The 21033-nt window shown below is 42.8% G+C and carries 16 protein-coding genes and 1 pseudogene; 12 read left to right on the top strand and 5 right to left on the bottom strand.

Annotation, left to right across the window (positions count from 1 at the left end; translation table 11 throughout):
- Positions 1 to 74 precede the first annotated feature (74 nt).
- Positions 75 to 1385, bottom strand: coding sequence for a D-alanyl-D-alanine carboxypeptidase PBP6B (locus tag ADA42_RS10575; protein WP_004936366.1), 1311 nt, complete (start codon positions 1383 to 1385; stop codon positions 75 to 77).
- Between the two features lie 168 nt (positions 1386 to 1553).
- Between ADA42_RS10575 and ADA42_RS10570 the strand changes: the two genes are divergently transcribed.
- On the top strand, positions 1554 to 3266 hold the full coding sequence (locus tag ADA42_RS10570; RefSeq protein WP_048765120.1) for a M61 family metallopeptidase: 1713 nt from the start codon (positions 1554 to 1556) through the stop codon (positions 3264 to 3266).
- Between the two features lie 341 nt (positions 3267 to 3607).
- Positions 3608 to 5842 carry an NADP-dependent isocitrate dehydrogenase gene (locus ADA42_RS10565; protein ID WP_048765119.1) on the top strand — a complete coding sequence of 745 codons (2235 nt, stop codon included), beginning with the start codon at positions 3608 to 3610 and terminating at the stop codon, positions 5840 to 5842.
- An 83-nt stretch (positions 5843 to 5925) separates the two neighbouring features.
- On the opposite strand, the gene uraH is transcribed toward ADA42_RS10565, so the two are convergent.
- Positions 5926 to 6324, bottom strand: a complete 399-nt coding sequence (gene uraH, locus ADA42_RS10560) for a hydroxyisourate hydrolase (protein WP_004936374.1) — start codon at positions 6322 to 6324, stop codon at positions 5926 to 5928.
- A 113-nt stretch (positions 6325 to 6437) separates the two neighbouring features.
- A complete protein-coding gene (locus tag ADA42_RS10555; protein ID WP_048765115.1) occupies positions 6438 to 7232 on the bottom strand; it encodes an rRNA large subunit pseudouridine synthase E in 795 nt (264 codons plus the stop codon).
- Between the two features lie 715 nt (positions 7233 to 7947).
- Here ADA42_RS10555 and ADA42_RS10550 point away from each other — a divergent pair.
- The 4 genes and pseudogenes from ADA42_RS10550 to ADA42_RS10535 all read left to right on the top strand — a co-directional run bounded on the left by ADA42_RS10550 (position 7948) and on the right by ADA42_RS10535 (position 14552).
- A complete protein-coding gene (locus ADA42_RS10550) occupies positions 7948 to 9336 on the top strand; it encodes an L-cystine transporter (RefSeq protein WP_004936381.1) in 1389 nt (462 codons plus the stop codon).
- A gap of 126 nt (positions 9337 to 9462) precedes the next feature.
- Positions 9463 to 10305: pseudogene (locus ADA42_RS10545) on the top strand (PhzF family phenazine biosynthesis protein).
- A 132-nt stretch (positions 10306 to 10437) separates the two neighbouring features.
- Entirely contained in the window at positions 10438 to 11667 is a 1230-nt protein-coding gene (locus ADA42_RS10540) for a voltage-gated chloride channel family protein (RefSeq protein WP_048765113.1), read from the top strand.
- 107 nt (positions 11668 to 11774) lie between these two features.
- Positions 11775 to 14552, top strand: a complete 2778-nt coding sequence (locus ADA42_RS10535) for a M16 family metallopeptidase (RefSeq protein WP_048765111.1) — start codon at positions 11775 to 11777, stop codon at positions 14550 to 14552.
- 38 nt (positions 14553 to 14590) lie between these two features.
- Here ADA42_RS10535 and ADA42_RS10530 read toward each other — a convergent pair whose 3' ends face one another.
- The gene (locus ADA42_RS10530) at positions 14591 to 14974 is read right to left on the bottom strand and encodes a DUF3144 domain-containing protein (protein ID WP_048765146.1); all 384 of its coding nucleotides are present in this window, start codon (positions 14972 to 14974) and stop codon (positions 14591 to 14593) included.
- 104 nt (positions 14975 to 15078) lie between these two features.
- Between ADA42_RS10530 and ADA42_RS10525 the strand changes: the two genes are divergently transcribed.
- Positions 15079 to 15711 carry a hypothetical protein gene (locus ADA42_RS10525; protein WP_048765109.1) on the top strand — a complete coding sequence of 211 codons (633 nt, stop codon included), beginning with the start codon at positions 15079 to 15081 and terminating at the stop codon, positions 15709 to 15711.
- 21 nt (positions 15712 to 15732) lie between these two features.
- Here ADA42_RS10525 and ADA42_RS10520 read toward each other — a convergent pair whose 3' ends face one another.
- Positions 15733 to 17202: a CYTH and CHAD domain-containing protein gene (locus ADA42_RS10520; protein ID WP_048765107.1), complete on the bottom strand. Its 1470-nt coding sequence runs from the start codon at positions 17200 to 17202 to the stop codon at positions 15733 to 15735.
- A gap of 229 nt (positions 17203 to 17431) precedes the next feature.
- Here ADA42_RS10520 and ADA42_RS10515 point away from each other — a divergent pair, with 229 nt between their 5' ends.
- The 5 genes from ADA42_RS10515 to ADA42_RS18775 all read left to right on the top strand — a co-directional run.
- Entirely contained in the window at positions 17432 to 17812 is a 381-nt protein-coding gene (locus ADA42_RS10515; protein ID WP_048765105.1) for a DUF962 domain-containing protein, read from the top strand.
- 156 nt (positions 17813 to 17968) lie between these two features.
- A complete protein-coding gene (locus tag ADA42_RS10510; protein ID WP_048765104.1) occupies positions 17969 to 18724 on the top strand; it encodes an OmpW/AlkL family protein in 756 nt (251 codons plus the stop codon).
- A 127-nt stretch (positions 18725 to 18851) separates the two neighbouring features.
- Positions 18852 to 19487, top strand: coding sequence for a thiamine phosphate synthase (gene thiE, locus ADA42_RS10505; RefSeq protein ID WP_048765102.1), 636 nt, complete (start codon positions 18852 to 18854; stop codon positions 19485 to 19487).
- A gap of 29 nt (positions 19488 to 19516) precedes the next feature.
- Positions 19517 to 20815, top strand: coding sequence for a glutamate-1-semialdehyde 2,1-aminomutase (gene hemL / locus ADA42_RS10500; RefSeq protein ID WP_048765100.1), 1299 nt, complete (start codon positions 19517 to 19519; stop codon positions 20813 to 20815).
- A gap of 51 nt (positions 20816 to 20866) precedes the next feature.
- Positions 20867 to 21033: GlcG/HbpS family heme-binding protein (locus ADA42_RS18775; protein ID WP_048765151.1), on the top strand; the 167-nt coding region annotated here is incomplete at its 3' end.

Below are 21033 nucleotides of genomic sequence, written 5' to 3'. Positions count from 1 at the left end.
AATGGCATTTTTATTGAGGTTTTTGCAAAAATAAAGGCAGCCGAAGCTGCCTGAATATATCTGACGATTACAACTTAGTGCAGCGGATACAGCTTTGCTGTTTGCTGGTCATGCCCAAATAGATTAAACAAACCCTTTACCCACATAAAGAAACGTTCAAAGAAATTTGCTTCTTCGATATGCACTGTATCGTTAATCTGAATGCTGTGAATCAATTGGTTGTTTTGATAAATCTGAACCGTAGCCAAATTGATTGCTTTCATTAAAGGCGCGGTCAACTGTTGTTCATTCAGTTCTACATTAATACGCGTATTGGTGGTTTGTAAGGGTTCAATCCATTGCTTTTGACCGTTGGCCATTGGCGTAAACAAACGTTGAGAGATGTTATCAAAGTTGTTGAGATCAATTGGCTGTGCCAGATTGTAAAGCGATGTAGTTACAATGGTTGGCGTATGTGTTTCGACCTTAAACATTTTTAAGGTGGATTTCACAACAGGAAGCTCTGCAATCAATTGCTTGTTTTTGATCACTTCTTCATCGCGAGTATAGGCGTAGGCCAAATTCATCAGTTTGTTGGCCACTTCGGCACGTTTAAATGCATTTTTAGTGCCGAGTACCACCACTATCAGTCGACGCTCAGGCAAATCGACATTCATGGTTGGGCGCTTTGCAGTTAACGCCAAGTTAAATCCAGCAGCTTTGGTGTAACCTGTTTTTAGGCCGTCAGCAGTAGGGTCCATTTTAAGCGCCAGATTGGTCGCACGATGAAAGCGCTGCTGATAGCGAAAACTTGGAAGTTTCGAGTAATTTAAGTAATCGGGTGTTTCTTTGACAATTGCCTGTGCAAGCAGGCTCAAATCATGCGATGTAGAATAGTGATCGGTCATGGTGACACCCGCCGGGTTGGAAAAATGAGTATCTTTCATTCCCAATGCGCGTGCTTCTTGATTCATACGTGCCACAAAGTTGGGGACGTTACCTGAAATTTTTTCACCTAGACTGACTGCAGCATCGTTGGCTGACATCACAATTAAACCGGCAAGCAATTGATCGATTGAAATCTGCTCACCCGGCTTGAGATACATTTGTGATTCATCCCACATCACCATATTGACCACAGGTGTTGCCGTGAGAATGTCATTTTTGTGGAGCTTTCCTGCTTTTAGCTCTTTTAGAGTAATGTAAGCCACCATCATTTTGGTTAAGGATGCTGGTGCCCGTTGTACATGGCTGTTGTGCTCGGCAATGATTTGACCAGATTGCGCATCCACAATACTCCATGCTTCTGCCTCAACACTCTCGGGTGCAATATTAAGCAAATTTGCATGTGCAACAGATGCACATAAAAGGCTAAATAAAGAAATAATGGTCAGTATCAGTCGCACGTGTTCACCTTAGGTTGCCATCCTCTAGCAGGAAATGCCAAAACACACGCATGCTATGCCTTTTTTGGGTTCAAGGCTAGTGACTTTTGCAGACAAATAAGACAACTACGCAAGACTTTGTAAAAAAATGCTAAGCTAAGATCATCTTGCTAATTCTTATGTAGAACTATGTTGCATTATCAAATCGAATTTGACGACTATCGTCAGCATCTCGTTCATGTCACCTTACGTTTTCTTGCAGACCCCAATCAGGAGTTATGGCTTCCAACCTGGATTCCCGGCAGTTACCTGATTCGTGAGTTTGCCAAACATGTTGAGTCGGTTCGTGCATACGATGAAGCAGGTCGTATTTTACAAATTAAAAAAGAGCAAAAAAATCGCTGGAGACTGTTTAACAACGATCACGAGCTCATTACGGTTGAATATGATGTTTATGCTTTTGATCTGTCGGTGCGTGGGGCCTATGTTGATCAGACCCGTTTATACGTCAATCCAGCTTGTGTGTGTATGGGGCTTTCTAATCAAGAAGAAAAACCATGTGAAGTTGAGCTTTTTCTTCCAGATGAGCTCAAACACTTTCAGTTGGCTACGGGTTTACCTGCAAAAAGCTTGGTGAGAGGGCGCTTTACACTCAAAGCCGAAAATTATGATCAGTTAATCGATAGTCCGTTTGAATTGGCTGAACAGACACGCTTTGAATTTGAAGCAGCAGGAATTCAGCATAAAATGGTGATTTCTGGTCAACACAATACCAATGTCGAGCGCCTAAAAGCAGATTTAGAGAAAATCTGTCAGACTGAAATTGCAATTTTTGGCTCGGCACCTTTTAAAGATTACACCTTTATGACTATGGCCACTGGCAATAGTTATGGTGGTCTTGAGCACTGTAACAGTACCAGTTTAATTATTCCGCGTACCGATTTGCCACAGTCGAATGAAGCAGAAGAACCGTCTGAAGATTACCAGCGCTTTTTGGGCTTGTGCAGTCATGAGTATTTTCATTCGTGGCTGGTCAAATTTATCCGACCAGAAACTTTTGCCCAGTATAATTTGCATCAGGAAGGTTATACGTCGTTGCTCTGGATTTTTGAAGGCTTTACATCGTATTACGATGATTTGGTCCTGCTCAGAAGTGGCGTCATTTCACAGGCATCGTATTTAAAATTACTCAAAGCACAGATCGACCGCTATTTACAAAATCCGGGAAGATTTGTTCAGACTGTGGCAGAGTCAAGTTTTGATGCATGGATCAAGTTTTATCGTCCAGATGAAAACTCCAACAATGCCGGTACCAGCTATTACAACAAGGGCTGCTTGGTTGCACTTTGTCTCGATTTAGGCCTGCGCTTACGTGGATCGAACCTCGATGCACTGCTACAAAGAATGTATGCCAATACACAAAATGGTGTTCAGGTGAATGAGCGGACCATTTTTGAATTGTGTGAACAATTAACTGGTGATAACTGGCTTGAGCAGATTAATCATTTAATCAATACCACAGATGAATTGCCACTCGATCAGCTTTTACCAGAATTTGGTCTGAACTACAGCATTCAGCGCGACAAACAATTACCATTTGGTATGAAGTTGGCTGACAAACCAGAAGGTGTGTTGGTACAACAGGTGAACCGTAGTGCTAGTGCAGCCAAAGCAGGCCTTTCTGCGCAAGATGTGATTGTTGCGATTGATGGTTTAAAAGCGACTGAAAAGCTATTGGCACGTTATGCCAAGGCATCGGGTGAATATGTTGTACATGCGTTTCGTCGAGATGAGCTTATGACTTTTACAATAAGTGCCGATGCGCTTGAACTACAGGAAGTTCAGTTAACTGTTGAAGATCAAAATAAACTGGATAAATGGTTAAAATTCACTGCGCCATAAGCTTATAAAAGATAAACAAATAAAAACTGGTGACAATCACTGGTTTTTATTTGGGTGTGTTTTTTGTTGCGAGCATATGCATATCATGACAACAGCCCGTAAAAAATATGAAAAATAAGAGTTTCAAACAGTTAAATTTCTCAATATGTGCAATTGAACCGATCCAAAATCTGATAGTCGAACACTATTTTTTTTCGAAATGTGGATATCACTAGATATGACGTTGACTGAACAGTCGTGACAGCGGATACTCTCAGGGTTTTTATTTAAGCTAATCGGTTTCAGGGAGTGAATCTTGATCATCGCTCCTAAAAAAACTCAATCCAAAGCAGGAGATATATATGGCTGGTGGAAAGTCAACAATCATTTACACACTGACCGACGAGGCGCCGCTATTAGCGACTTACTCACTGCTGCCGATCATTGAGACTTTTACTAAGCCTGCAGGCATAGAAATTGCAAAAAGTGATATTTCTGTAGCTTCTCGCGTTCTTGCAGAATTCTCTGATTATTTAAGTGATGAGCAAAAAGTTCCAAACAACTTGGCTGAGTTGGGTCGTTTAACTCAAGATCCAGACACCAATATCATCAAATTGCCAAACATCAGTGCCTCTGTAGCACAGCTCACTGCATGTATTAAAGAGCTTCAATCTAAAGGTTTTGCGATTCCAAACTATCCTGAGAATCCAACAACTGAAGAAGAAAAAGAAATCAAGGCACGCTATGGCAAATGCTTAGGTTCAGCAGTAAATCCTGTACTTCGTGAAGGTAACTCAGACCGCCGTGCACCTGCAGCTGTAAAAAATTATGCGAAAAAACATCCACACTCAATGAGTGAGTGGAAGCAATGGTCGCAAACTCATGTTTCGCATATGGAAGAAGGTGACTTCTACCATGGCGAAAAATCGATGACACTTGACCGTGCGCGCAACGTTAAAATGGAGTTGATCACCAATCGTGGCGAAACGATTGTACTCAAACCAAAAGTAGCGTTGAAAGACGGTGAAATCATCGACTCAATGTTTATGAGCAAAAAAGCGCTGTGCGATTTCTATGAAAAGCAGCTCGATGATTGCCGCGAAGCAGGCATCTTGTTCTCTTTACACGTAAAAGCAACCATGATGAAGGTGTCTCACCCAATCGTGTTTGGTCACTGTGTGAAAATTTACTACAAAGACGCTTTTGAAAAACATGGCAAGCTGTTCGATGAGCTTGGCATTAATGTCAATAACGGCATGGCAGGTCTTTACGAAAAAATCGAAACATTGCCAACCTCGTTACGTGAAGAAATCATTGAAGATCTTCATGCATGTCAAGAACACCGTCCAGCATTGGCAATGGTGGATTCTGCAAAAGGCATCACCAACTTCCATTCTCCAAACGACATCATTGTCGATGCATCTATGCCAGCCATGATTCGTGCAGGCGGTAAAATGTGGGGTGCCGATGGCAAGCAATACGATGCGAAAGCCGTTATGCCTGAATCAACATTTGCGCGTATTTACCAAGAAATGATTAATTTCTGTAAATGGCATGGTAATTTTGATCCGAAAACCATGGGAACAGTTCCTAACGTTGGTTTGATGGCTCAAAAAGCTGAAGAATACGGTTCGCACGATAAAACTTTTGAAATCCCTGAAGCGGGTATTGCCAACATTACCGATCTTGATACGGGTGAAGTATTGTTGACGCAAAACGTTGAAGAAGGCGATATCTGGCGTATGTGTCAGGTAAAAGATGAACCGATTCGTGACTGGGTAAAACTTGCTGTTACACGTGCACGCAACTCAGGCATGCCTGCGATTTTCTGGCTCGACCCGTACCGTCCACACGAAAATGAGCTGATCAAAAAAGTTCAAAAGTATTTGAAAGAACACGACACAGAAGGTTTGGATATCCAAATCATGTCGCAAGTGCGTGCAATGCGTTATACGCTTGAGCGCGTTGTTCGCGGTTTAGATACTATTTCGGTCACTGGTAACATCTTGCGTGACTATCTCACCGATTTGTTCCCGATTATGGAATTGGGTACTTCTGCAAAAATGCTTTCAATTGTGCCGTTAATGGCCGGTGGTGGCATGTACGAAACAGGTGCTGGTGGTTCTGCACCGAAACACGTACAGCAGTTGGTAGAAGAAAACCACTTGCGTTGGGATTCACTGGGTGAGTTCTTGGCGTTGGCAGTTTCACTCGAAGAGTTGGGCATTAAAGAAGACAATGCGCGCGCTAAACTTCTTGCCAAGACACTTGACCAAGCAACGGGTAAATTACTCGATAACGGCAAGTCTCCATCGCGCCGCACAGGTGAAATTGATAACCGTGGCAGTCATTTCTACTTATCTTTATACTGGGCACAAGCACTTGCTGCACAAGACGAAGATGCTGAACTCAAAGCCAAGTTCGAACCACTTGCAAAACTATTAAGTGAAAACGAAGACAAAATCGTGGCTGAGCTTTCAGAAGTACAAGGCAAGTCAGTAGATATTGGTGGCTATTACGCGATTGATCCAGCTAAAGTGAATGCATTAATGCGTCCAAGCGAGACCTTTAATTCTGCGCTTTCAACAGTGGCTTAAAACACTTAAAAACTAAAAAAACCGATGCCTAGGCATCGGTTTTTTTATCTGTTCAAATTTTAAAAAGATTGCTTTTCTTGTACTCAGTTACCCCGATACGTCGAGTAACCGTAAGGGCTGATTAACAGTGGAATGTGATAATGTGGCAAAGAACCATCGATGACAAAGACCACGGGCACCTCTGGAAAAAAGCTACGCTGATTTTTTTGGCGAAACCATTCACCTGTTTTGAAGGTGACCCGATACACGCCTTTATCGAGGGTTTTATTTTCCGGATAAAGTGCCTCGATCCGACCGTTATCGTCGGTCGAGCCTGAGTTGATTTCGACCCATTTGTCATTTTGCTGTGCTTCTAGCACTACATTCACGTGTGCCGATGGTAGACCGGTATCTAAATTTAATACATGCACACTTAATGGGTTTTGTGCAAAAACAAATCCCGAAAAACCAAGTCCAATGAGAGGAAGCAGCTTTTTTATCATCTGATTGATCTCAATATTCAAATGGTTATGGTATCGATTCGGCATAAATTCGTGTAGTAAAAAATGTAACATCATAAAAAAAGGATGCCGAAGCATCCTGTTTTTTTAGCAGATTAACGCGCTCGGCGGCCACGACTCTTGGTGTTGGGTCTTGTGGTGCCGTTGGTCTTACGACGTGGCTTTTCACTTTCGTCCATTTGCCAAATACGAGTGGTGCCTGATTTCTTTTTCGCAGGATCTTTTTTGTCGCCTTCTTTATTTTTTTGATGCAGCGGCTTGCCTCCTGTGCCACCCGGCTTTTTCACATAAGAACGTGAGCGAAATGGCTTGTCTTCAGGGACATCTTTAAAGTCTGGATAAAGTAACGGTTCAATTTCCTTTTGCTCACCCGGTTGTAGCCCCAAGCGCTCAAGATCAATTGAGCCAATTTTGGTTCGAATGAGGCGTAGTGTCGGGAAGCCTACTGTTGAGGTCATGCGACGAACCTGTCGGTTGCGGCCTTCACAAATCTGGATTTCTACCCAAGAGGTCGGAATACTGGCACGATAACGTACTGGCGGGTGACGTTCCCAGAGCCATTCAGGCTCAGAGACTTTAATGGCTTTCGCCGGAAGGGTCATGCCATCGGCTAGTTCAACACCCTTGCGCAGCTGTTCGAGTGCTTCTTCGGTAATATCACCATCTACCTGAACCAAATAAGTTTTGTACTTTTTATTGTTTGGATGAGTAATGTATTGGTTTAAACCACCATGATCGGTCAAAAACATCAGACCTTCGGAATCGAGGTCTAGACGTCCTGCAATTCGTAAATCTGGATCATTGATAAAACTTGATACGGTCGGATGCTTACTGTCTTCTCGAAACTGCGACAACACATCATATGGTTTGTTAAATACAACTATTTTCATAAAATTTACTGCTTAAATCTTTTGATGTGAAAAAGGTGAGGGAGACTTAAACTGGATCGCTCGATGCGGATGATTTAAGCACTCAGCCCATGGCTTCATGACATCGTTTAAGGGAGTGATCTAAATAACTCAGCCCCATGTCGATCTTTTTGTATGACCTGTGGCAGAGGAGAATACAAATCGAGTTGAGCATACGCGACTGATGATTTGCGTATAACCCTAGATTTGCTTAAATATTAATCGAGACCGTTCGCTGGCTTCAACCTTTGCGGGGTATTAGATGATTCAACTGACATAGAGTAACCAACCGATGTAGTGAGCTCAAAACCAATACATGGATGATAAGGCGATCAATCCTTGGCGCGTAGGTGTTTTGCTTCATGACCAAGATTATAGCGTGTGCCTGACGCAATTGCTATCTAGCAACCACATCGATGCCATAACATTAAAGATTTACAGATGGAATTGGGTAAAAAAACCACATAGTATACGTCTTAAGATCAATCCGTAATATAATCTCGATGAAGAATTAAACAGGGTAGAGTTTAAATATCTAAATAAAAATTATATAGATAACATAATAATTTATATCAGATAATTGAAAATATTCTCCATACTATGCGGCTTTGATTGAATAAAAAAACTGGCGTGGTAGATTCACGCTATGGTCAAATAGTTGAAGTTAAACGTTTTAAATTAAATTAGGAGTAGAGGAATGAATTGGCCTCTAATCGTCAATATTCTTGTTTTTATCGCCGCTTTGCTGCTGCTTGCACAAACCAGAAAAACCAACTGGAGTTTGGCAAAAAAAGTACTGGCAGGTTTGCTGCTGGGTGTCGTATTCGGTCTGGGTTTGCATCTGATCTATGGCGGTGGAAATGTCATTCTTAAAGATTCGATTAGCTGGTTCAATATTGTGGGCAATGGTTATGTAAAATTGCTGCAAATGGTGGTAATGCCGCTGGTATTTGTTTCAATTTTAGGTGCAGTCACCAAGTTGCATGAAGCATCTGCACTGGGCAAGATTAGTTTTTATAGTATTGGAACCTTGCTGTTTACAACCTTGATTGCAGCACTGGTGGGTGTTGGGGTCACCAATTTATTTGGCTTGTCTGCGCAAGGATTGGTTCAGGGTGCAGCCGAAACGGCTCGCTTAAGTGCAATTCAAACCGATTATGTGGGCAAACTGACCGATTTGACTGTGCCACAAATGGTACTGTCTTTTATTCCGAGTAATCCATTTGCAGAGCTGACGGGTGCAAATCCGACCTCTATTATTAGTGTGGTGATTTTTGCAGTCTTCTTGGGTATTGCGGCTATTCATTTAATTCGCGATGACCAAGCCAAAGGCGAACGTGTTTTGCATGCAATTCAGATCTTACAATCATGGGTGATGAAACTGGTACGTTTGGTCATGATGCTAACACCTTATGGTGTATTTGCCTTAATCACCAAAGTCGTTGCCAGTTCGAACATTGCGGATATCCTCAATTTAGGTAGTTTCTTAATTGCTTCTTATCTTGGGCTGGGCATCATGTTTGTGGTGCATGCCATCTTGTTATTGTTTGTGGGTGTTTCCCCAGCAAAATTCTTTAAGAAAGTTGCACCTGTTTTAACCTTTGCCTTTACCAGCCGTTCCAGTGCTGCAAGTATTCCGCTCAATATCGAAGCCCAGACACGTCGTTTGGGGGTTCCAGAGTCAATTGCAAGTTTTTCTGCTTCTTTTGGTGCCACAATTGGTCAAAATGGTTGTGCCGGTTTGTATCCAGCCATGTTGGCAGTTATGGTGGCGCCAACGGTTGGCATTAACACGCTCGATCCAGTTTGGATTGCAACCTTGGTGGGTATAGTCACGCTCAGTTCAATTGGAGTGGCGGGTGTGGGTGGTGGTGCAACGTTTGCTGCCTTAATTGTACTACCAGCGATGGGCTTGCCTGTAACACTGGTGGCACTGCTGGTTTCGATTGAACCGCTGATCGATATGGGGCGTACTGCCTTAAATGTAAATGGTTCAATGACAGCCGGCATGGTGACCAGTCAGATTTTAAAACAGACCGATAAAGATGTATTTGATCGTGATGATGTCATGCTCGATCAGTCTTAAATTCAATTCAAAAAGCTCTAGATTGTTCTAGAGCTTTTTTCTGTGCTGGTTTTTTTTAAAATACTGTATCTGTTATTTTTCTTCCTAATTGCGAAAATAGACTAAAACGAACAAGAGACGATATTCATGAAAATGTACCAAGTCGATGCATTTACACAGCATCTTTTTAAAGGAAATCCTGCTGCGGTCATTATTCGAGAAGACTGGCTTTCAGACAGCCTCATGCAATCTATCGCACTTGAAAACAATTTGTCTGAAACTGCTTTTGTAAAATTTTTGGATCATCAGAATTTTGAAATTCGTTGGTTTTCTCCAATCAGCGAAGTTGCATTTTGTGGGCATGCCACGCTGGCCAGTGCTTTTGTATTATTTAAAGATTACACCACAGCCAAAACGCTCCAGTTTCACGTAAAAGATTTAGGCATTTTTATCGTGTCGCAAGCACAAGATGGCAAGATTCAAATGAATTTTCCTGTTCGACCAGCGCAGAAACTTGACGATTACCCGGCTATCTTAGATGAAGCGCTTCAAAAGCCTTTTAAGGCTGTGTATCAAAATGCACAGGCTTATATTGTGGAATATGAAAGCGTGTAAGATGTACTCGATGAAGTGCCAGATTTTTCGAAGTTAAAAACGCTTGGGAAAATCAGAACGGCCATTACGGCGTCTGATGCCGCACTGGATTTACTCATCACTGCACCAGATACACAGCAATACGATTGTGTATCACGCTACTTTGCTCCAGCCATTGGAATAGATGAAGATCCGGTCACCGGTTCGATTCACACCGCCGTAGCGCCGCTTTGGGCCGAGCGTCTGGGGAAACAGGAATTGGTTGCTTATCAGGCATCGACACGTGGTGGGACATTGTATTGCCGAATTTTAGATGACCAGCGCATTGAAATTTCTGGATACGCAGTACTGTACATGCAAAGTGACATTACACTCGACGATGCTCAGCACACTTAAGCGTTTCACTTTACAAGTTTTCGCCTGCATTTAAGTTCAGATTAAGCGTGAAAGCTACAAAAGATGTTACACTTTTGTCCAGAACCTGAGCATTCACTATGCGTATTTAAATCGGCTTGCACACTGAGAGATATGAAAATTTTTCCATCGTCGGAATATCGTGAAATTATTCAATATACCGGGTATTGGATTGTGGTTTCGATCCTGATCGGGGTCATCTCTGGGGTTTCGTCGAGTCTGATTTTTGCGTGTTTTGATCTGGCCAATAAAGTTCGCGGTGTTTATCCGTGGTTGATTTATTTTTTACCCTTTATTGGCCTGATGTTGGGCTATCTGTTTTATTACTATGGTACGCCCATCGAAAAGGGCACACACTTGCTCATCGATGAAATTCATCAGCCTAAAGCCTTTATTCCAAAACGCATGAGTCCACTGATATTTGTCAGTGCGATTCTCACTCAGATTTTTGGTGGATCGGCGGGGCGTGAGGCGCCTGCTGTTCAGCTTTCCGGTGCACTAACCGATCATCTTACCCAAGTCTTTAAAGTACCACATGACAATCGAAAGATCTTTCTGATTGCCAGTATTGGCTCTGGCTTTGCCGCAATTTTTGGCTTGCCATTGGCAGGTGCCATTTATGGGCTTGAAATTACCGCACTTGGAAAACTGCGATATTCGGCAGTTTTTCCATGTTTTGTGTCGGCAGTGATTGCATCGCAGGTGCCCGAGTTTTTTCATATTGTGCACCCGCATCAGTATTATGTGGTGGCGAGTTTTCCAAAACTCACCAGCGAAGTGATCATTAGCCTGATTGTTGCAGGTGTGGTTTTTGGCATTATTGCACGTATCTTTATTGCCTCGATTCATTTTGTCAGTCAGCGTTTGAATCGTCATATTACCTTCATGCCATTTCGACCCATGGTGGGGGGAATTCTCATCATGTTGATGACGCTCATGGTCGGTCAGCAAACCTTTAACGGTTTAGGCGTGCATAGCATGATTGCTTCGTTTTATCATGAGTTGCCTGTCACCGATTTTATTGGCAAGCTGATTTTCACCGCGACCACCTTGGGCTCTGGTTTTAAAGGTGGCGAAATCACGCCGTTGTTTTTTGTGGGCACAACATTGGGCAATGCTTTAGGGCAGTTTTTACCGCTACCTATCTCGCTCTTGGCGGGGCTGGGGCTAGTGAGTTTATTTGCAGGGGCGAGTAAAGCACCCTTGACTTCAATTATCTTAGCCATTGAGCTTTTTGGTGTTGCGATTGCCGAGTACGCCGTGATTACCTGCTTATTGGCCTATTTGTTTTCAGGCAATTGTGGTTTGTATCGTCATCTTAATTTAAAGCTCCACGATGACTAAACCATACACTGGCTTTTGTTTCAAAAAATCACTATGAATAGCGCGGGACATTTTTTAGTATAGAGTCGATTTTTAATGATTCTTATTACGATATTTTTGGAACAATTATGTTAACGCGCTTTAAACAGCTTAGTTTTTCTTTTGTTTTACTGGGTTTTAGTACCCTCAGTTGGTCTCAAGCTGTTTTAGTGAAGTCACAACACAATATTGAAGAATATAAACTTGATAACGGCTTACGTGTTGTTTTGGCACCTAACGAAAAAGCAAATAAAGTATTTATCAACACCATTTACTTAACGGGTTCGTTGAATGATCCTAAAGGAAAAGGGGGGATGGCACATCTGCTAGAGCATTTGGCATTTAAAGGCACCCAAGATGTCCAAGGTGAAGCCTTTCAGCGCCGTCTGGATCAGTATACGCTCTCTACCAATGCGAGTACGGAGTATTACACTACACGTTACACCAACATTGTACGTGCAGATCAGCAGGCGCTGGATCAGGTGTTGTACTTGGAATCGCAGCGTATGAACAAACTGGTGCTGCAAGACAAGTATGTTCCCTCCGAGATTGAAATTGTAAAGCGCGAACGTGAAGTGCGTTTAGATCAACCTTTTGCAGTGTTGATTGATCAGATGTTTAAGGCATTTTACGGCAATCGGTATCTGGGCCGTTTGCCGATTGGAGATTTACCTGAATTAAAATCCATCAATATGCAGGAACTTGAGCAGTTCTATCGTACATGGTATGCACCGAATAATGCTGTCATGGTTATTTCGGGAAAGTTTGACAAATCTTCAATTCTTCAGACCATCGACAAAAACTTTGCTCAAATACCGTCTCGGGCTGTACCCGCACCTGTTCAGGTACCAGCATTAGATCCAGCGAAAATCCAGCCGCGACAATTTTTAGTCGAGAAGGGCAGTGATCTGGCTAAATATAATATTTATAGCAACAAGAGTGAGCCTAAATTACAACCTGCATTAGCCCTTGCACCACTTTTGTATACCATGCAGCCAAGTGGCAGTCTTTATAAAAGTATTGTCGAAACGGGCACCGCAACCAATGTGGAAGCTGCAACATGGCTTGATCAAAATTTTAATTTGGTCTTTTTAGGTGCTGTGTATTCACCTTCGCAAAATGCCACGACCGTTGAGTCGGCATTGGCCAAGCAAGTGGAGCAGTTTAAGCCATTTGATGATATTGAGCTCAAGCGTGTCAAGCAACTGATGCAGACCCAGATCGATCTGATTCAAAAAGATCCGATTGCACTTGGGTCGCGTTTAAGTGACTACATTGCTTCTACGCGAGGTGATTGGGGGCGCTACTACCGAGATGTCGATGATGTAAAAAAACTGGATACCACCACGGTCAATCAGATATATCGTGAGTTTTTTACAGCCTCACATCGTGTGGTGGGAGACATCAAACCTACGCCTGAAAGCCAGAAAAAAGCGATGGCGCAGCAAGCCGCTTCAAGCGTGAAAAAAACGCTTGATCAGCAAACCGAGGCACCTGAACCGCTCAAAGATATTTCAGAATATCAGCGTGAAATTCAGCAGTTTACTCAGCGCTCAAAACAAGAAATTGAAAGCAACGAAAAGAAAATTGTACGGGGTCAACTCAGCAACGGCATGCAGTACGCACTGTTTCCGACTGAAACCCGAGATGATCGAACCTACGCGACATTGTCGGTCGATTTTGGTACAGAACAATCTCTTTTTGGAAAAAGTGCAATACTTGATCTAACGTCTTACTTATTGCTACGTGGTTCTGAACAATACAACTTGCAGCAAGTAGCAGACAAATCGATTGAGGCTGGTGGTAGTGCGTCAGCCGCCATGTCGGATAATGGTATGGTGATTAATATTCAGGCCAATAAAGATCAATTTAATGATTTCTTTCAATTTATAATTGAAATGATGAAAAAGCCGTCGTTTGAACAATCACAATTTGATCTGATTAAATCGCAAAGTTTGGCCAGTCTTGACCGTCCTTATACCGAGCCTGAAACGGTTGCTGCGCTCACTATGGCGCGCTTGGTTGAAACCTATCAACCTGGAGATTTACGCTACCATTTCGAACCTGAATTGGCTAAAACAGAAATTTCAAAAGCCACTCAAGCACAAGTAAAAGCACTTTATGATCGCTTTTTTGCTATGAATCACGCACGTATTTCAGTCACTGGAGATTTCGATCCAGTGCGCATGAAACAGACGCTAAATCAGAATTTTGCAAACTGGAATAACCAAGAGCCTTATAAAAAACTGATGTCTGAATACACGGCTTATCCAGCGCAAAAAGTGCATGCTCTCTCTGAGCAACGTGAATTTGGTAACTACCAAGCACTGTTAACATTCCCTGTGGGCACAGAGCACCCCGATGCACCTGCAATGCTGGTTTTAGCGCAGATATTGGGTGATTCACAAATTTCATCGCGCTTGGCCGTTGCTTTACGTGAAAAAAATGCCTTGGTATATGGCTTTGGAAGTGATGTGGATCTCGATCCAGACCTGAACAATGGCGTATTGAGCATTAGCGCAAACTACACAGCGGGCAAGGCCGATCAGCTTTCATCGCTAATTCATGAAGTGTTGCAAGAAATGATTCAAAAGGGTGTAACAGATCAGGAAGTTGCGGCAGCAAAAGCCAATATCATGAAAAAACGCGTCACTTCACTTGAGGATGAGCGTAATATTCATCGAATGCTCAATGGGCAATTGGAATATAAAAAGACCTTAAAAGATCGCCTGAAACGTGATCAAGAGTATGCCACTATCACCAAAGCAGATGTAGATCGTGTGATTAAAAAATACTTCCAGCTCGATCATTTGGTTGAAGTGATGGCCGACCAGTACGGCCAAGCACAGTCAGTTAAACGCTCTTAATTTAAACGGTATTAAAAAAGCCCCATCTGGGGCTTTTTTTAATGATTGTGTTTGTGTGCGTGAAACTCTTCATTTTTTCTAAAACGTAAGTAATTTTCGAACTGCTCACAATATTCGTCAAAGTTATCTTCAAGCATCATTTGGAATTGTTGCATCAGATACGTCATGATTTGCTCTTTGGCCTGACGCATTTCTTCGCCATCTTTAAAGTTATTTGCGGCAACCCAAGTATTAAAACGCGCAGTCGCAAATAACATTGCGGCACTGACTTGGCCACGTAGCTCAGCAGGGTCTGGCTTTTCACCTTTTTTAGGGCGGCAGAACTCATTGGCAAGTTTAATGAACTCATCCGCACGCTCAAAAAATACGGCATTTAAAGCCTCTTCTTCGGTGATATCAGCGGCATTAATCTTTTGAGACATGGTTTTTTCCAACACAAATGAGGCAAACATTATACGTGAAACCCTTGCAGAAACTAAACCTTTGTCATAGTCTTAAATAGCCTAAGCAGAGCACGAGATGATTAATGCAAGATGCTATAGCGGTTCAAAATCTCAAACAGGATATTCATCTGTTACGTCAGCATATCTGGCCACCTCAGTCGCTTGAGGTGGTAGACGGCTTACCCATTTATTATGGCTTACAAGCCGATGTTGAGCGTTATTATCAGCATTGGCAAGAACTTATTGAGCGTGCACAAAGTTTATTTCAGCCGTTTATGGAAGATGAAACAATCGATGCGATTCATTTACCGAGTCATTTGAATTTGCCGCTATTTTATTTTCATGTAGATCGCATCCGGATCAATAAAACCCGTGCCAAAGAATCAAAAACTTTTCGTGGTGTAGCGAGTTTGCAACAAAAGTGCGGTCATTTTGAACTGGATCAGGTGCTGGCGATGCAGGAGTGGATCAATAGTGATGATACTGCGGCATTGGTGGCACATCGAGAATTTATCGATCTTAGAACCTATGTGTTTCAGCACGCGCAAAGCGACTATACCCGAACCCGATTTTATATGAATGGCATTGTACTCGGTGTAGAGCCGCACTTTAAACTGATCGATGCAAGAGACAAGCCGCGTAAACAGCGCAATGACAGTTATTCAGACCCCATTGCGGACAATGGTGTCTGGAAAATTTTTGGAAAGTATCGTTAGGTTTTGCTCAACAATCTGGCTCTATTTGGTCTTCCAAAAAGATGGTTGCTGACGAAAGCGCTCGAGTTGTTCACTTGCGTCTTTAATCAGTTGAGATTGTTGTCCGCGGCTCCAGCCTACAGCAAACCAGTAGGTGGGGTCCTCAGTAGTCAGCGCTTCAAAGTAAGTTTCAGTCATATGCATATCATTATAATCCCCCAGAATTTCCTGAATGCTTTGCAGCTGACTCAAGTACTGGCTAACTCTTTTGCTCTTATAAAGACCTGAAACAAATTCAATGCTGTAACGTAATCGTTTGGCTCGCTTGCGTAGGCGGTGGCGTTGTTCGGTTTTCAATGAAGCAAACTTTGAGGCATCTTGAATAATTTTCTTGAGTAAGCGATCGAGTGTATCTGATGCTTGCTTTTTCAGATTTTTCTTCTTGCTTGATTTGTCATTATGAATACTAAACGCCAGCAATTGTAGCAATAAACACACATGTTCAGGTTTTTCAAATGTTTGATACGCCTTGAGCTGACCGTATTTTTCTTTCGGAAGGCTCTTAAAGGGTGCACCCGATTCAACCAGTTTTGGCAAAATCTCATCACGAAGGACATCTTGATCACGTGATACACCCAGTTCGCGCTGAAGATCGCCAAGAGCAGCTTCCCAACTGGTATCTACATCGCTCGACCAGCGACCAAATGTTTTTAAGGCACTTCGCATTCGACGAATGGCGACTCGTGCCTGATGAATGTGTTCATGTGCTGCGATACCTTCAGCAATAAATGCAGCATTGGGGAGCAATTGTGCCAGTGCATTGCCAATCATTAGGCGCAGTGCCATATCGTTTGACATTTTTTTATCTAAAACCAGTGCCTTCGCTTTGGTGGCTGGCGAGGTTTTCTGATTGGTCGCGAGCAGATTGCCGCGTTCAGCTTTGCTTCTCACATCGAGCCAAAGTTTATATTTTTTCACCCACTCTTGTGTAAACAAGATCAACGTTTCGGCAGAGCCAGATTTAAGTTCGAATTCGACTTCACAGATTTTTTCAGCTCGCTCTGGTGTCGAAACTTCGCCATCATCCAGACAAATTTCAATATGCGTACCATCAACCTCAACCACGCGGTAGGTGCGCTGAACATCTGTTTTAAATTGCATGCAAAGCGTTTTCGCCTGATCGCCCAGTGCAGCTTGAAGTCGTTGCATCACCTCTGGATAGGCTTGAAACAAACTTAGGTCAATTTCTGGCTCAGCATTCGACTTGCCTATTTTGACTTCACATTCAATGCGTTCAAGATGTGTTTTACCTGATGCTTTAAAGGTTTGTACCCATTCCTGACCTTCCAAGCGCAATCTTAAAGCTACATGCTGCTGTGCCAATAAACGATCAGGAGTATCGTAGTATTTCGCTTGTAGCCGAATTTTCTCTGCGGTCTTGGCCTTTAAGGCTTGTAAAACACTTTTTTTCTTATTTTCTGGAAGCTGAAATTTTAACTCGACTTCAATCATGATACACCTCCAACGCCTTGTTCATTCTCATCATGTCTTTAAATGAAGCATAGCATTAACGTGGCCATCTACGCTTGATGTTTGTATTGAATTCGCTCGTATCTTTTCACCTTAGATCTGCCACGCTTAGCACTACACTGTTGGCGTAAAACAGCATAAATTTCATCCGATTTTCTACATTTTTGTTTTGAAAAGGCGTATCTTGAATAAAAAACTCAGGACACTACTCATGAATGCGCCAGTGAAGATGCACACGCCAGCTACGACTCAGCAACCCAACTTTCCCATTCGTAATTATTCCGAATTTTATCGTTTTTATCTCACCGAGCACCGTCATATGGTTAGCCGACGCCTGCATGTGGCAGGGAGTTCAATCGGATTGTATTTCTTTGCTAAAGCGATTCGTCAGCGCAAGCCGCGCTATGCACTTTATGGTTTGCTCTCAGGCTATGCCTGCGCATGGGTCGGGCATTTTATATTTGAAAAGAATAAACCGGCGAGCTTTAAACAGCCACTGTATAGCTTTATTTCAGACTGGAAAATGTTTGCCGATGTACTCAGAGGGCAATTGAGCTTAAAACACCGTGATCATGACAAAATTCCCAGTTAAAAGTGTTGTACAGATTTTTTGATGAATTAAACGACTACGCAGTTACGAAATTTTGAGTTTTCTAGTTGATCTTTCATGTATTTCTTCTAATATCAAGATTATCTGTAGGGCTGGGATGCCTTGGCCTTTAGATTCAATAAAATAGGACATTTTTTGATGAAAAAATTTACAACAGCACTTTTACCACTTGCATTGATTGTTACAAGTTTTGGCGCACACGCAGCAACCTCAGATGGTAAATCATATGCTGTTTCGGCAGGTTGGGCGCACATTATGCCACAAGGCACTAAGCAAGGTGTCCAGTCGAATAGTAACTTTCCATTAATTCCATCAGGTTTTACAAGCGGTGCTGGTTTTGAGTTAGACAATGCGGATACAGCAGAATTCAAACTTGATTATTTGGTAAATGACAACGTAACCGTTGGTTTGATCTTGGGTGTGCCGCCTAAAGTAGATATTCAAGGTAAAGGGAAACTGTTGGGTGATCGTTTAGACCTCGAGAGCTTTAGCAAAGTCGGTGATGTAAAAGTTTATAGTCCAGTATTGACAGGTAAATACACATTTGGCGATATCAACAATAAGTTCCGTCCATATGTGGGTGCGGGCTTTATGTATGCCAGCTTCCGTGATTTTAAATTAAATCCTGAAGTTAATGCTAAAATTGCGCTTCTTGGTGGTAGCATTCGCAGTGTAAATATTGACGACACAGTTGCACCAGTCGCTTTCGTTGGCGCAGATTACAATATTACGCCTAACTGGTTTGCAACGGCTTCTGTCAGCTATGTACACCTCAGCACGCATGCAAATCTCGATATCGTCAACAATGCATCGAACGCAACTTTGGTTCAAGGTTCAAGCAAAATCGAAATTAACCCGATTGTGACTTATCTTGGTCTAGGTTACCGCTTCTAAGTCATCACGGCTTTAAAAAAACCCCGAATCATTCGGGGTTTTTTATTACGAAAATACACGTATAAAAAAAATCAATGAAAGCAAATTTGCTATACTTTACAGGTCAGTACAGTTGAGAACGAAGTTCATGCGCGGTTTATACCTTATTACCAATGATGATCCGCTTGAGTTGTTATTGGATAAACTGGAAATTGCATTATCGACTGGTCATATCGCTATTTTGCAATACCGCCGAAAAAAGGTTGCCAAAACCGATCAATATTTTGAAGTAGAACAAATTAAAGTCTTGTGCGAAGCATATCATGTACCGTTTGTGATTAACGATGATCTTGATCTGGCGGTTCGCTATGGTCTGGGCGTACATCTGGGGCAATCTGATGGTGAAATTTCAGATGCTACACAGAAATTATCGCAAGGCGTGATTATTGGTCGTACTTGTCTGAACTCCTTGGCGCTTGCAGAAAAAGCCATTCAAGATGGTGCAACCTATGTGGCATTCGGTGCGATCTACGCCACCTCAACCAAGCCTGAAGCCGGCAATGTCGGTATTGAAGTGATTCGGCAGGCACGCCAGCAGTTTGATGTGCCAATTTGTGCCATTGGCGGCTTAACGGTTGAAAATGCGCAGGTGGTGATTGAGCAGGGGGCTGACCTGTGTGCGGTGATTAGTGATATATTAGGTCGACCCGTTCAGGATATTCCAGCGCGTATTCAAGCATGGGCTGCTTTATTTGCAGCGCCGTCATCTGCTGTAAATTCATAGTCAAATTTTATTAATCATCGAGAGTATTCATGCGTTTATCTCCAAAGCAAGTGCAATTGTTTGAGCAAGCCAGTAAACATATTCCAGGTGGAGTCAACTCGCCAGTTCGTGCGTTTAATGGCGTTGGCGGAACGCCTGTGTTTATTAAAAAAGCACAAGGTGCATATCTTTGGGATGAAGACGACAATCGTTATGTCGATTATGTGGGTTCGTGGGGGCCAATGATCTTGGGTCACGCGCATCCAGATATTATTCAAGCCGTACAAACTGCGGCATTAGATGGTTTGAGCTTTGGTGCACCAACTGTACATGAGACTACTTTAGCCGATATTATTTGCGATATCATGCCGTCGATTGAGATGGTTCGTATGACCAACTCGGGTACAGAAGCGACCATGACGGCAATCCGTCTGGCACGTGGTTACACCGGGCGTGACAAGATTGTTAAATTTGAAGGCTGTTACCACGGTCATTCCGATTCATTGTTGGTTAAGGCGGGTTCTGGTTTACTCACACTCGGTGAAGGTGAACCGACCTCAAAAGGTGTGCCAGTCGATTTTGCAAAGCATACCCTAACGCTTCCGTATAATAATATTGAGGCCTTAAAAGAATGTTTTGCTAAGTTTGGCCATGAAATTGCTGGAGTGATTGTTGAGCCTGTTGCTGGTAACATGAATCTGGTGACACCAATTGAGGGTTTCTTACAGGCGATTCGTGATGTCTGCGATCAATATGGCGCAGTATTTATTATCGATGAAGTCATGACGGGCTTTCGTGTTTCGTTGGGTGGTGCCCAAGCTGCATACAATGTTAAACCGGATTTAACCACTTTGGGTAAAATCATCGGTGCAGGTTTGCCTGTGGGTGCTTTTGGCGGAAAGCGTGAAATCATGGAATGTATTGCACCACTTGGTGGTGTGTACCAAGCGGGTACCTTGTCTGGTAATCCATTGGCCATGCGTGCCGGAATTGCCATGTTTAAGCATCTTCGTCAGCCAGATTTTTACAATAATCTGTTTAAAAAGCTTGAGAAACTGTTAAGTGGTTTACAGGCAGCGGCAGATGAGGCAGGCATTCCGTTTAAAACCCAGCAAGCCGGTGGTATGTTTGGTTTGTATTTTACAGATCAAGAAGATATCACCAGTTTCGATTCGATGCTGGCTTGCGACATTGGTGCATTCAAACAATTTTTCCACGGTATGCTTGAGCGTGGTGTAAATTTGGCGCCGTCTGCTTTTGAGGCTGGCTTTATCTCTGCTGCGCATAGCGATGAAGATATCGAATTTACGCTTCAGGCTGCCAGAGAAACTTTTGCCGAAATGAAATAATTGATGTATCTAAAAAGCCCGGTTTCGGGCTTTTTTATTGGAGTAAATCTGATGAAAACGAAACATTACCTGACACTGGATGATGCCGAAATTCTGGTCGATGCCGCAATCAAGTATGCACAAGAGCATCAGTTTAAGGTCAGTATTGCTATTGTCGATGATGCCGGTGCACTGTTGCTCATGAAGCGTATGGATGGAGCATCTGCACTCACGGCGGG

This window comes from Acinetobacter sp. 243_ASPC (genome assembly GCF_001054715.1).
GTDB classification, from domain to species: Bacteria; Pseudomonadota; Gammaproteobacteria; order Pseudomonadales; family Moraxellaceae; genus Acinetobacter; species Acinetobacter soli.
The sequence above is the reverse complement of the archived record's forward strand: the minus strand, read 5'-3'. Positions and strand labels throughout refer to the sequence as shown.

Coding starts and splice junctions, on each gene's coding strand:
- ADA42_RS10570 (WP_048765120.1), top strand. CDS start 1,554: ATGTTGCATTATCAAATCGAATTTGACGACTATCGTCAGCATCTCGTT.
- ADA42_RS10565 (WP_048765119.1), top strand. CDS start 3,608: ATGGCTGGTGGAAAGTCAACAATCATTTACACACTGACCGACGAGGCG.
- uraH (WP_004936374.1), bottom strand. CDS start 6,324: ATGATAAAAAAGCTGCTTCCTCTCATTGGACTTGGTTTTTCGGGATTT.
- ADA42_RS10555 (WP_048765115.1), bottom strand. CDS start 7,232: ATGAAAATAGTTGTATTTAACAAACCATATGATGTGTTGTCGCAGTTT.
- ADA42_RS10550 (WP_004936381.1), top strand. CDS start 7,948: ATGAATTGGCCTCTAATCGTCAATATTCTTGTTTTTATCGCCGCTTTG.
- ADA42_RS10540 (WP_048765113.1), top strand. CDS start 10,438: ATGAAAATTTTTCCATCGTCGGAATATCGTGAAATTATTCAATATACC.
- ADA42_RS10535 (WP_048765111.1), top strand. CDS start 11,775: ATGTTAACGCGCTTTAAACAGCTTAGTTTTTCTTTTGTTTTACTGGGT.
- ADA42_RS10530 (WP_048765146.1), bottom strand. CDS start 14,974: ATGTCTCAAAAGATTAATGCCGCTGATATCACCGAAGAAGAGGCTTTA.
- ADA42_RS10525 (WP_048765109.1), top strand. CDS start 15,079: ATGCAAGATGCTATAGCGGTTCAAAATCTCAAACAGGATATTCATCTG.
- ADA42_RS10520 (WP_048765107.1), bottom strand. CDS start 17,202: ATGATTGAAGTCGAGTTAAAATTTCAGCTTCCAGAAAATAAGAAAAAA.
- ADA42_RS10515 (WP_048765105.1), top strand. CDS start 17,432: ATGAATGCGCCAGTGAAGATGCACACGCCAGCTACGACTCAGCAACCC.
- ADA42_RS10510 (WP_048765104.1), top strand. CDS start 17,969: ATGAAAAAATTTACAACAGCACTTTTACCACTTGCATTGATTGTTACA.
- thiE (WP_048765102.1), top strand. CDS start 18,852: ATGCGCGGTTTATACCTTATTACCAATGATGATCCGCTTGAGTTGTTA.
- hemL (WP_048765100.1), top strand. CDS start 19,517: ATGCGTTTATCTCCAAAGCAAGTGCAATTGTTTGAGCAAGCCAGTAAA.